The organism is Actinospineispora eucalypti (assembly GCF_039543365.1).
GTDB classification, from domain to species: Bacteria; Actinomycetota; Actinomycetes; order Mycobacteriales; family Pseudonocardiaceae; genus Pseudonocardia; species Pseudonocardia eucalypti.
Genome location: NZ_BAABJP010000064.1, coordinates 21,891 through 33,121, shown reverse-complemented (window position 1 = coordinate 33,121; position 11,231 = coordinate 21,891). Strand labels below are relative to the sequence as shown.

The following is an 11,231-nucleotide window of genomic DNA, read 5'->3' as shown; positions in this document are numbered from 1 at the left end:
AACGTGTTCCAGTTATGGATACACTTTGTGCATGGTGGCCGTTGAACAGAGCCGTGCGACGGGTGAGCGGACCGACCGCCGCGCCGATCTGATCGCGGTGGCGCGCGAGCTGTTCACCGCCCGTCCCTACGACGAGGTCACCACCACCGAGATCGCCCAGCGAGCGGGCGTGGCCTACGGCCTGATCGCGCACCACTTCAACAACAAGCGGGGCCTGTACCTGGCCAGCGTCAACTCGGTCGCCGAGTGCCTGCGGGCGGTGCACGATGCGCCGCCGGTCGGCGATACCCCGGCCGAGATGCTGCGCGAGCAGATCGTGCGCCACATAGCGTTCGTCGAGGAGAATCCCGAGGGCTACCTCGCCCTGATGCACGGCGGGAGCGGGTCCGACCCACAGGTGCGCGCCATCATCGAAGACTTCCGCTGGTCGGCGGTGACCCGGCTGATGCGCGCGCTCGGTGTGCGCGAGCCGTTCCGGCCGATCCTGCGCACCGCGATGGGCGGATGGGTCGGCTACTTCACCGACAGCCTGATCGACTACCTGCAGCGGTCCGACATCAAGCGGGACGAACTGGCCACCCTGGTGATCCAGATGCTGGTCGGCACGCTGCGCACGGCGTGCGTGATCGACCCGGACACTGGGATCGCCACCGAACTCGTCGAGCAGTTCGCCCCTACGAGCCGGTCTTCGACCGGGTGACCCGCAGCGGGTCGTTCTCGGGGCTGGGTTGGCCGGTGAGCTTCTCCGCGGCCCGCCGCGCGACCCGCCGAAAGACCTCGGGATCGGACTGCACGACGTTCTGTATCGATGGGACGCCGTGGGTTGGCCCGTGGGTGATCGGCTTTCACCGCACGCCCACCGGCCACTACCTGCAGCTTCGTAAGGCGGCCACGATCACAGTTTGCCCGATGAGCGATTCGTTATTGGCACAGTTGGTTGACCAGCTCATCGCCGAGGTGCCCCGCAACGGCGCTTAAGGGGTCGGGGCGCTGGTAGGCCTCGGGGCGGAACTGTGGGTCCCGGCCGCCGTTCGCTCGCCCCGGCCGCCGACCGGTCACGGCCACAAATGACCGGCCCAGACGGCCAGGTGTACCGATTACTCCACCTGCGCTTCGCCGGATACCGTTTGCCGGGTGATGCAGTCGTCTGACCCGAGCTTTCCGTACCGCAAGATCGTTGACGAGCTTCGTTCGGCTATCTTGACCGGTCAGTTTGCGGCTGGGGAACGTCTCAGTTCTGAATGGAAGCTTGCCGAGACGTACCAGGCCAGTCGTACGACTGTGCGCCGAGCGATCGCGGTCCTTCGAGCGGAGGGCTTAGTGGTCACCAGGCAGGGCCAGGGTGCTTTCGTGCGCTCGGTCCCTGTGGTGCGACTTCGCGTGACCGGGGCGAACTACCGGCGGCACCGTGAGGAGAAACTTCCCGGGTTCAACGCACAGGTCATCGAACAGGGCCAGCGGCCCGAACAACGGCTACTCGCCGTTGAGATGATTAGCGCGCCTGCCGAGGTCGCAGATCGGCTCGACATCGAGGAGGCGGCAACCGTTGTAGTCCGTCGACGATTGTTCCTCGTGAATGATCAGCCAATCGCCCGCTGCGACAGTTACTACCCACTCAGCATCGCGGCCGACACTCCGATAGCGGAGAGTTCTCGAATTCGAGGTGGTGCGCTTTCGCTCATCGAAGACCCGGCCGGGCCGATTCGACGAGTTGTGAGCCGCTCCGTTGATGATCTGACTAGTAGAATGCCGACACCGGCCGAAGTTGATGAGCTAGGTCTAAACGCCGGAATTCCAGTCGTTCGCGTGCTCCGCACGATCTACGATATCGATGACGCGCCGCTGGAAGTCCAGGAATCGATCGCGGCCGCAGATCGGCACGAGTTCCGATACGAGGTCGACATGCGATGAGTCACACGTCCACCGGTAGGCACCTGCGGATTGGCGCCTGCCTTTCCCTCACCGGCCGTTACGCAATGTTCGGGGAACAAGCAGCGCACGGTCTGCGTAGTTGGGCCAATCTCGACGGAAATGCTAATACTGTCATCATCGATGATCAAAGTGATCCGAACCAGGTAGCCCCCGCCCTCTCCAACTTGGCTGATCAGTGCGATCTGCTTCTGGGACCGTACTCCACGCAGCTCATGCGCGCCGCGAACAGAGTTGTCACGCGGCTGGATAAGCTCCTTTGGAACCACGGCGGTTCTGGTGACGATGTCGAAACGGCCAGACCTGGGCATGTAATCTCTGTTCTGGCGCCGACAAGCCGCTACGCGGAACCTTTTGTTCGGATGCTCGCCAGCCGCGGGGCCACCACGACATTATGGATAAAGAGTGGACGCGGAAGGTTCGGCGTTCAAGTTCTCGACGGAGTCGAGAGAATCGCTGCTGAGCTCGGCATTGTCACAAATCGACTCTCACCGAGCGACCCACTCCCGACGGATCATAGCCAACCTTGGGATCTCTTTTGTGCCGCGAGCTTTCCGGAAGATGTGGCAACCGTTCGTGAAGCACTCAATGTGAGTCGACCACCGCAGACAATGGGCGCGGTAGCGGCTGGCGTACATGAATTCGGCCAGGCGGTCCCAAACCCGGAAGGCGTCTACGGAATCGCGCAGTGGTTGCCCGGTCGCCGCATAGCCCCACAGGTGGGGCCGCCGGAGGAAGAATTCCTTCACGAGTACGCGAAGACTGGCGGGCGTGTGCCGGACTATCCGGCCGTTCAGATCGCCGCGACCGCCGCGCTGGCCGCGCGCTGCGCTCGCACGACGGACGATCTCTCCCGTCCCGCCCTATGGGCTGCCGCGACCAGCCTGGACACGACGACGCTGCTCGGCTGGTTCGCTGTCGACCCGATCACCGGCATGCAACGCGCTCACCAGACGGTGCTCACCCGGTGGACAGGGGGTGGCATGGCTCCGGCGACGGGGTAAGGGGGGCTCAAACGAACTTGTATCACCAAGTTGTTGCACTTGTATCACCAAGTTGCTAGGTTCGGCTCGTCCACCCGTTGGCCGTACTACGGGGATCATCGATGCCTAACCTGGTGCCTTGCCGCATGCGGCGGGCCTACGCAAACTCCACGCTCAGCGCCACGTACGGGGACGAACGGTCGGCACGCACGGGCGTACCGGCAAGACCCACTAGCGCCCGCGACCGGGGCGACCACCTCGTGGCCGATCTAGCGCTTTGCCTTGCCCCCGATGAGGGGTGCTGAGCGTGATGGCGGCTGAGGAAACAAGACGATGCGCGGAGCGGCGCAGGCGGCGAGCGGAGCTGCGTAGACAGTACGAGCGCTACAGCAAGTTGACCTTGCATGATCGCTGGCTCTGTTTCCTGGCCGAGTGGAGCGCCCGCAAGGTTCGACACGTTGAGCCGGGCCAGACCCCGAAGCGGCTCGGTGCATCGCGGTGACCAGGCTGGCCATGGTTCGGCCGAGCGACCCGACGTATCTGGAGTACCTGGAGAATCCGGAAGCCGAGGAAGGCGTGATCGGCTGTCTGCTTGATCGGCGGGAACAGGTCGCTTGGCTCCTAGAGAACCACGTGCCGCGAGACTCCGGCGCGTGGTGTTCCGACGGCTTGTGTTTGCGGCTATGGCCGTGTGTCTGGTGGGAGCGGGCCGCCGAGGCGTAGTGCCGGGTGGTGGCGCGCAATGCCCGATGAGACACCCCCAGAGGCCACCAAGCCGCCTCGGTTTCGATACGTCGCGTGGGTCCATGGGCCGGCTGGACCGAGGCGGAGATCAATCGCGAGATCTTCGGCCGCGCCCCCCGGGTCATTCCACCGCCGTCAGACGACGACGAAGGCGAGTAGACCCCTCCCCTTCCCACGTAGCCCCATGTGGCCGGAGTACCGGGGGGTTGGCACGCATGGGCGTGTCCGACCGTCACCGGCCGCATGGTTCCCGTCAGCCCTCGACCTGGACCCAGACGCCCGACCCGGCGCGTACGGCATCAACGACCGCGACGAGGACCACGACAAGGACTGGGACCGGGACGGGCGGCGCTGCGTCTGCAACGACCGCGACCGGGACGGCGACGTGTACTACTACCCGGCTCCCGGCCGGGACGAGGACCCGCGACGGCCCGGTGGCTGGCCGAACTACCGGCCCGGTTACCCGGCCAACCCCGGCCCGTACGCATACCCGGGCGGGCCGAACTCCACCGGCCCGCAGACCTGCCGGTTCTACCAGCCCGGGGAACACCGTGACCTGCCCGACGGCGGCGCCATCTGCACCCGCGCACCCCGCTAACCGGGCGCCCCCGCCTGCGGCCACCGGAGCCCGGTGTGGCCGGCGTGCGGTCGAGTCGCGTTCCGGACTGCATTGCCTCTGCATTCGAGCTGCATTCGGTCTGCAACACCCGGCAGTCACCCCTGCGTGGGTGCGGCAGTCACCCCGGCAATAAGAGCGCCGGTGTGACCGCCGCACCCCCACCCGCCAAACCTGCAGGTCAACACCCCTGGAGCTGGTCATGTCCTCGACCCGAACTAACTAGAGTTACCCCTGACCACAACAACACCGCTTCCGCATCGGCCCTCGCTCTGGCCGACCCCGCCTCCGCTCCCGACCCCGCCTCCGCTCCCGGCCCGGTCCCGCCCGGGTCCGCCGCCCGGAGCTCGTCGCCCGCGGCGGTGTCCCGATGAGCGGCGCCGGCCGGCGAGCCATCGACCCCCTCGCGAAGATCGCCGACGCCGGGCGGTGGGTCACCCCGCGCGACCGGGTGGTGCTGGTCCTGCTCACCGAACACCGGGTCGCGACCGCCGCCCAGATCGCCCGCGTGGAGTTCCCCTGCCCGAACCGGGCCCGTGTCCGGCTGGAGCAACTCGCCGAACGTCACTACCTGGCGCGTTGGCGCCCCTACGTCCGGCCCGGCTCCGCGCCTTTCCAGTACACGGTCGGCCCGCTCGGCGCCGCGCTCACCGCCGCCGCCAAACAGGAACCCATCCCCAAGCCGAGCGAGGTCACCCGGGAGGCCTGGCGGCTGGAACACTCACCGAACCTCGCGCACCGGCTCGCCGTGGTGGAGTTCTTCACCCGGCTGCACGGCCACGCCCGCACCCTGCCCGGCGCCGCGCTGGCCGAATGGTGGTCCGAAGTACGGCCGCTGGACCGAACCCACCCACCAGGGTCAACGCGAGATCCAGTTCCTCTACGAACACGACCGAGGCACCGAACCCCTCGACACCCTGCTGACCAAGCTCGACAAGTACCGCAACCGGGTCAACCTGCCGCGCGGCTGCGCCGCACCGTGGTTCGGTCACTCGAAGCGGAGCGCTTCGATGGGGCGCAGCCGGGCGGCGCGGCGGGCGGGATAGCCGCCGGCGAGCAGGCCGATCGCTAGGCTCACCAGGAACGCGATCACCACCGGCCCGGCCGACAGGATCGGCGTGGGGACCTGGGGGATCAGGTCGGGCAGGGTCGCCCCGGCGGCCAGCGTGACGGCCACGCCGAGTATCGCGCCCACGGCGCCGCCGAGTCCGGTCAGGATCACCGCCTCGGAGAGGAACTGGCGCAGGATGGCGGTGGTCTTGGCGCCCACCGCCTTCCGGATGCCGATCTCCCGGGTTCGCTCGGTGACCGAGACCAGCATGATGTTGGCGACGCCGACCCCGCCGACGAAAAGCGAGATGGCCGCGACCGCCACGATGAACATGGTGAGGAAGTCCAGGAACTGGGTGCTCTGGTTGAGCAGCTCGGTGAACGTGGTGATGTTGAAGTCTCGGCCTGTGGGCTCGCGGATGTAGTGCTCGGTGTCCAAGATCTTGGTGGCTTCGGCGACGGCCGTCTGCAGCGTGTCCACGCTGGTCGACCTGAGCGTGACCTGGCTGACCTCGCCGCCCTTGTTACCCACCAGGTAGGCCCGCGCGGCGGTGAGCGGCACGAGGACCGAGTTGTCGTTCTGGCCGTCGGCGGCGAGTACGCCCTGGATCTTGAACGTGCTCTGGGCGAGCCGGATCGGCTTTCCGACGAGTTCCTGTGGGCTGATCTCGGAGCCGTACAACAGGCGCACGGCCTGCTGGCCCAGCACGACGTGCCGGCTGCTACCGGTCACGTCGTCCTTGGAGAACCAGGTACCGGCGACCACCCGCCGGTTCTGCATCTCGAGGTAGTTCTCGGTGGCGCCGACCAGGCTGGCGTTGTCCTTCGCCTGCCCGGCGGTCACCACCACGTTGCCCTGGATGGCCGGGGACACCGCGGCGATGTGCGGCGCGTGCTGAGGATCGGTGAGCGCGTCGACGTCCTGGTCGGTCAGTTTGCGAGGCTCGCGGCCGTTGGGCACCGACCCCTTCGCCGTGGTGATGATGGCCTGGTTGGAGAGCCGGCTGAACTGCGCGTCGAAGTTCGCCCGCATGCCGTCGCCCAGGGCTACCAGCACGATCACCGCGGCGACACCGACGACGATGCCGGTCGTGGTGAGCAGCGCCCGCAGGCGGTTGTTGGACAGGCTGTGCGCCGCGGCGGCCACCGCTTCGCGCATCTGGGGCACCCATTCGGTGGCCAGCGCCTCGACCGTGCGCCGGCCGGCCGCGACCAGGCGCTCGCCGTCGGCGGTGCGCGGCTTGCCGGGGCTACCCGGCAGCGGGGTGCCGGCGAGCACCGCCGCGGCCTCGCGGCGTGCAGCCGCATTCGCCGCGCGCTGGCGGGCGGTCTGCTCTCGCCGGGACGTTGCCCGGCTCCGCAGGAGGGTCGATACGCCAACCAGCCAGTTCGTCAGCTGGGCGGCGGACGCTCGCGCTCGTACCGGCGGCGCCGCCGGACTTGCGGCGGCCGCGCCCGGGTCGGCGGGGCGCGGGACGGTTGGACGTGGGCCGGCTGGAGGCGGCGCGGTCGGATGCAGAGCTGCCGGAGACGGGGCAGGCGGGTGTGAAGCTGTCGGGCGTGAGGCAGTCGGGTGTGGGGCTGCTGGAGGCGGGGGCGGAGCAGCCGGGTGCGGCGCGGCCGGGCGCGGAGGAGCCGGAGGTCGCGCGGCCGGGCGCGGTGGGGCAGTCGGTCGTGGAGCTGCCGAAGGCGGAGGGGTTGGGCGTGGAGCTGCCGAAGGTGGGGGAGTCAGGTGCGGGGCGGTCGGCTGTGGGGCGGTTGGGCTTGGGGCAGCCGGAGCTGGGGGAGCCAGACTCGTGTCGGCTGGGCTTGCCGTGGTGTCCGGGCTCGCGGTGTCCCGGGCGTCCGGGGCGGACGGCTGGTCGGGCGGGGGCGGCGACCACCGGTGCCACGGCTCCGCGGCATCGGTCTGGCGGACCGCGGCGTCCGCCACCCGTTCCCGCAGTGGGTGGTTGGGCGCCGGCCGCAACCACTCGGGCTGCGTCACCGGTACCGGCGACGCGCTGAGCCGGCGCGCCGGGCGGACCCCTCGGGCGGCATACGGTTGCGCCGCCCGACGCCGGAACCAGGGTGGTTGGGGCTCGGGCACCAGGCGCCGGTACGGCGACTCCCGGCGCGGGCGGGTGGCTGCGGTGCCGTCCGCTACCGGCGCCGGCGGCGTCGTCGGCTGGGCCGGCCGCTCAGGGACCGACTCATCGCGCGCCGCCTCGACCTGCTCGCGGCGTCGACGCCGAGCCGCCCTGCGGTGATCGGTGCAGCAGTACCGCCGTGGCTCTCCGGTCAGCACCGGCTCGACCGGGTTGTCGCAGCCATCGAGCGCGCACACTCGCCGAGCGCTGGCGACGCTGGTCTCCATAGCGGTTCCCCCCGGTGTGAGTCGACAGCGCCCAAGAAGGTGATTGATTATCAGTCAGTCTCGACTTTAATGTCGACCACCACGCGCGTCAACAACGCGGCTGGGGCTACGCCTGGTGGATGGGGAGGCTGATCGCGCCGGGATCGGCGTCGATCCGGGGGTCGAGGGATCGGGCGGCCCGCAGGCATGACACGAGGGCGGCCGTGGCGAGGCCGACGAGATCGTCGCGGGTCAGCTCGCGGTGCCGCAGATGGTCCAGCGCGATCTCGTCCAGATAGCCGACCCAACCTCGAATGCTGGTGCGCAGCACGGGGTGGACCGGCTCGGGTGCCTCGAAGGCGTGCAGCAGGCTCGTGGCGTCGAGCCAGCGGACGTCGTCGACCATCGCCCGCGTTCTCGGGTCCGAGCTGCTCCGGTTGTGCATGAGGCGGAGGAACTCTTCGGAGTTGTCCTCGATGAACGCGAAATGCCGGTCCAGCGCATCACGCAGACGGGCAAGGCCTTGGCTGTTCGAGGCAGTCATTACGCGAGTTTCAGCAGCTCAGCGGTTGGAATAACTTTGTAATAGGTTGTCTAGCACAGCACTGAAGACGTGTCTAGCCGATCCGCGGTCGCCGGCCGCGCCGCGCCGCCGGTTGCTCGGGTCCGGTGGCCGGTCTCCCCGCCTCCGGTGGGATTGCCGCCTGCAACTGCTCGAAGCGCGGTATGGCGGCGAGCGCGGAGTGTTCCGTGGCTTCCCGCTCGCCGCCGAGGCCGACCAGGAGGTTGATCGCCGCCGGGGCGAAGACGCGGAGCATGCCCTTGGCTCCGTCCCCGAAGACGCCCGCGAGCTCCAGCATCATGTACCCGTGCAGCAGGCTCCACATCTGTCCGGTGGTGGAGACCGGGTCGTCCCGCCGGAGACGGTCGGCGCCCATGCACCGGCGCACCGTCTCGACCACCTCACCGAACGCTGCGTTGACCTCGGCCAGCGTGCCGAGGCCGCCGTCGGTCGCCGGCGCCCGGTCGATCAGTGGCCCGGCGCCCGGCGCGCTGACCCCGAACATCAGGTGGTACCGATGGGGGTCGGCAAGCGCGAACCGCCGGTAAATCATGGCCTGCACCAGCAGGTCCGCCACCGGGTCGGCGCTGCTCGGGGATTCGCGCAGGAAGCGGGCGAGCCGGGTGAAGGACTCCCGGGCGAGCGCCTCGTACAGCCCGGCCATGCCGCCGAAGTGGCTGTATACGACCATGGTGGAAGCGCCGATCTCCGCGCCGAGCCGCCGGGCGTTGAGCGCTTCCAGCCCGTGCGTCTCCAGCAAGCGGAGCGCGCTTTCCACCAGGCGGTCTCGGGTTCCCACGGCTAAACCGTCATTTCATTTACGCGTCGTTATACTTTCCAGCATGGTGTCCGCTGACCCCGCCGCCGCGGTGATCGAGACGCGCGAGCGGCCGGACCGGCGGGCACTGCTGGTCGAAACGGCGGAGACTCTGTTCACCGAGCGAGCCTACGACGAGGTCACCACCACCGAGATCGCCAAGCGGGCCGGGGTCGCGTACGGCCTGATCGCGCACCACTTCGCCAACAAGCGGGGCCTGTATCTGGCGATGGTGAACGCGGTCGCCGAGCGGCTGCGCGCGGTGCACCAGGCGCAGCCGACCGGTGGCACGCCGGCCGAGATGCTCCGCGAGGGGATCTTGCGGCACATCGCCTACGTCGAGGACAACGCGAAGGGCTACCTCGCGTTGATGTACGGCGGCAGCGGCTCGGACCCCGAGGTGCGCGCGATCATCGAGAGCTTCCGGTGGACCATCGTCACCCGCCTGCTCGGCATGCTCGGCGTGCACGAGCCGATCCGTCCGGTCCTGCGCACCGCCATGCGCGGTTGGTCCGGCTACGTCACCGAGAGCCTGCTGGACTACCTGCAGAACTCCGACACCAGCCGGGACGACGTCGCGACGCTGGTGATCCGGGCGCTGGTGAGCACGCTGCGCACGGCCCACTCGCTCGATCCGGACATCGGGATCGGACCGTCGGTGATCGACCGGCTCTGCTGACACGGCTCAGGTCACGCTGAACGCCGCGGCCGGGTCCCGCCGGACCAGCTTGCGGTAGTGCAGGGTCGACGCCGGCCAGGGGTTGGTCACCCGCCCCGACTCGGTCTTGTACCAGCTCAGGCAGCCCGCCGGCCACACCGTCCGGCCGATCGCGGTGTCCAGCCAGTCGCGGTAGTCGCGCATCGCCTCGGCCCGGACCTCGACCGCGCCCGGGAGCAGCCGCAGGCAGTTCATGATGAAGTGAACCTGGCACTCGATCATGAAGATGTTGGAGTTGTGCCCGAGGATGGTGTTCGGCCCGTGCACCAGGAAGAAGTTCGGGAACCCCTCGACCGCGATGCCGAGGTAGGCCTCCGCGCCGGCCTGCCAACTGTCCTGCAGCACCGCGCCGTCCCGGCCGCGCACGGTCATCGGCGCCAGGAACTCGGTGGTCCGGAACCCAGTGGCGTACACGATCACATCCGCCCGGTCGTGGCGCCCACCGGCGACCTCGATGCCGTCGCGGGTGATGCGCGATATCGGGTCGGTGACCAGTTCGACGTTCTCCCGGGTGACGGCGGGGTAGAAGTCGCTGTCCACGACGATCCGCTTGCAACCGATCGGATAGTCGGGGGTGAGGCGGGCACGCAGCGCGGGGTCCGGCACCTGGCGGCGCAGGTGCCAGCGCGCGGCCCATTTCGCCGGCAGGAACGACCAGCCCTTCGTGATCACCGGGGTGAGCGCGAGGTCCGCGGCGAGGTAGACCAGCGCTCGGTATGCACTCTGTATACCGGGTGTTCGTCGGAACACGGCTCGGGTGAGCGGGCCGAACTCGGGCCTCGGCTTGGGCAGCACCCAGTTCGGGGTGCGCTGGTAGACGCGCACCCGGCGGGCCTGCCGCGCGACGTGCGGCAGCAGTTGCGCCGCGCTCGAGCCGGTGCCGATCAGCGCCACGTCCCGGCCCGTGAGGTCCTGGTCGGGGTTCCACCGCGCGGTGTGGAAGGCGGCCCCGGTGAAGTCCGCCCGGCCGGTGATGTCGGGCAGCTTCGGCCGGTGCAGCTGGCCCACCGCGCAGACCACGACGTCCGCGGTGAAGGTGTCGCCCGCTTCGGTGCGCACCGTCCAGCGGCGTGCGGTCTGGTCGTACTCGGCGCTGGCCACCTCGGCGCCGGTGCGCAGGTGCTGGCGCAACCGGTACTTGTCGGCGACGCCGGTCAGGTAGTTGAGGATCTCCGGCTGGGCCGGATAGCGCGATCGCGCGCTTCGATACTTCTCGAAGGAGAACGAGTACAGGTGCGAGGGCACGTCGCAGCCGCATCCCGGGTAGATGTTGTCCCGCCAGATGCCGCCCACGTCGTGACCCTTTTCCAGCACGACGAAGTCGTCGTGTCCGGTCCGCTTGAGCGCGGCCGCCATGCACAGCCCGCCGAACCCGGCGCCGATGATCACGACCTTGGTAGAGATGTCCATGTAAAGGTCAGCTCCGTCCGCTTTGACTGATCATCAGTCAGTACGGACTCTAAGAGTGCACCCTTTA

At 68.8% G+C, this 11,231-nt stretch carries 11 protein-coding genes; 7 read left to right on the top strand and 4 right to left on the bottom strand.

Annotation, left to right across the window (positions count from 1 at the left end):
* Positions 1-31 precede the first annotated feature (31 nt).
* The 6 genes from ABEB12_RS39690 (at position 32) to ABEB12_RS39665 (ending at position 5,344) form a co-directional block, all read left to right on the top strand.
* Positions 32-700: a TetR family transcriptional regulator gene (locus tag ABEB12_RS39690; RefSeq protein WP_185063254.1), complete on the top strand. Its 669-nt coding sequence runs from the start codon at positions 32-34 to the stop codon at positions 698-700.
* A 35-nt stretch (positions 701-735) separates the two neighbouring features.
* Positions 736-978 (top strand): hypothetical protein, encoded by a 243-nt coding sequence (locus tag ABEB12_RS39685; protein ID WP_185063255.1) that lies wholly within the window; start codon positions 736-738, stop codon positions 976-978.
* Between the two features lie 159 nt (positions 979-1,137).
* The gene (locus ABEB12_RS39680) at positions 1,138-1,911 is read left to right on the top strand and encodes a GntR family transcriptional regulator (RefSeq protein ID WP_345703550.1); all 774 of its coding nucleotides are present in this window, start codon (positions 1,138-1,140) and stop codon (positions 1,909-1,911) included.
* A complete protein-coding gene (locus ABEB12_RS39675) occupies positions 1,908-2,933 on the top strand; it encodes an ABC transporter substrate-binding protein (protein WP_185063257.1) in 1,026 nt (341 codons plus the stop codon). Before ABEB12_RS39680 ends, ABEB12_RS39675 begins: the two co-directional genes overlap by 4 nt.
* 907 nt (positions 2,934-3,840) lie before the next feature.
* A complete protein-coding gene (locus tag ABEB12_RS39670) occupies positions 3,841-4,254 on the top strand; it encodes a hypothetical protein (protein WP_185063258.1) in 414 nt (137 codons plus the stop codon).
* A 388-nt stretch (positions 4,255-4,642) separates the two neighbouring features.
* Positions 4,643-5,344, top strand: a complete 702-nt coding sequence (locus ABEB12_RS39665) for a replication-relaxation family protein (protein ID WP_185063259.1) — start codon at positions 4,643-4,645, stop codon at positions 5,342-5,344.
* Here ABEB12_RS39665 and ABEB12_RS39660 read toward each other — a convergent pair.
* From ABEB12_RS39660 to ABEB12_RS39650, 3 genes are all read right to left on the bottom strand, one after another.
* Complete coding sequence (locus tag ABEB12_RS39660; RefSeq protein ID WP_185063260.1) at positions 5,261-6,601, bottom strand: ABC transporter permease; 1,341 nt, start codon at positions 6,599-6,601, stop codon at positions 5,261-5,263. The genes ABEB12_RS39665 and ABEB12_RS39660 overlap by 84 nt on opposite strands.
* Before the next feature lie 1,183 nt (positions 6,602-7,784).
* The gene (locus tag ABEB12_RS39655; RefSeq protein WP_185063261.1) at positions 7,785-8,201 is read right to left on the bottom strand and encodes a hypothetical protein; all 417 of its coding nucleotides are present in this window, start codon (positions 8,199-8,201) and stop codon (positions 7,785-7,787) included.
* A gap of 73 nt (positions 8,202-8,274) precedes the next feature.
* Entirely contained in the window at positions 8,275-9,018 is a 744-nt protein-coding gene (locus tag ABEB12_RS39650; protein ID WP_185063262.1) for a WHG domain-containing protein, read from the bottom strand.
* A 43-nt stretch (positions 9,019-9,061) separates the two neighbouring features.
* On the opposite strand from ABEB12_RS39650, the gene ABEB12_RS39645 reads away from it, so the two are divergent.
* Complete coding sequence (locus ABEB12_RS39645) at positions 9,062-9,715, top strand: TetR family transcriptional regulator (RefSeq protein ID WP_185063263.1); 654 nt, start codon at positions 9,062-9,064, stop codon at positions 9,713-9,715.
* A 6-nt stretch (positions 9,716-9,721) separates the two neighbouring features.
* On the opposite strand, the gene ABEB12_RS39640 is transcribed toward ABEB12_RS39645, so the two are convergent.
* Positions 9,722-11,164, bottom strand: coding sequence for an NAD(P)-binding domain-containing protein (locus tag ABEB12_RS39640; protein ID WP_221498435.1), 1,443 nt, complete (start codon positions 11,162-11,164; stop codon positions 9,722-9,724).
* Between the last annotated feature and the right edge of the window lie 67 nt (positions 11,165-11,231).

What these genes read in the sequence shown, in the direction of transcription:
- ABEB12_RS39645 (WP_185063263.1), top strand. Translation starts at nt 9,062, where the DNA reads ATGGTGTCCGCTGACCCCGCCGCCGCGGTGATCGAGACGCGCGAGCGG.
- ABEB12_RS39655 (WP_185063261.1), bottom strand. Translation starts at nt 8,201, where the DNA reads ATGACTGCCTCGAACAGCCAAGGCCTTGCCCGTCTGCGTGATGCGCTG.
- ABEB12_RS39680 (WP_345703550.1), top strand. Translation starts at nt 1,138, where the DNA reads ATGCAGTCGTCTGACCCGAGCTTTCCGTACCGCAAGATCGTTGACGAG.
- ABEB12_RS39690 (WP_185063254.1), top strand. Translation starts at nt 32, where the DNA reads ATGGTGGCCGTTGAACAGAGCCGTGCGACGGGTGAGCGGACCGACCGC.
- ABEB12_RS39665 (WP_185063259.1), top strand. Translation starts at nt 4,643, where the DNA reads ATGAGCGGCGCCGGCCGGCGAGCCATCGACCCCCTCGCGAAGATCGCC.
- ABEB12_RS39670 (WP_185063258.1), top strand. Translation starts at nt 3,841, where the DNA reads ATGTGGCCGGAGTACCGGGGGGTTGGCACGCATGGGCGTGTCCGACCG.
- ABEB12_RS39675 (WP_185063257.1), top strand. Translation starts at nt 1,908, where the DNA reads ATGAGTCACACGTCCACCGGTAGGCACCTGCGGATTGGCGCCTGCCTT.
- ABEB12_RS39640 (WP_221498435.1), bottom strand. Translation starts at nt 11,164, where the DNA reads ATGGACATCTCTACCAAGGTCGTGATCATCGGCGCCGGGTTCGGCGGG.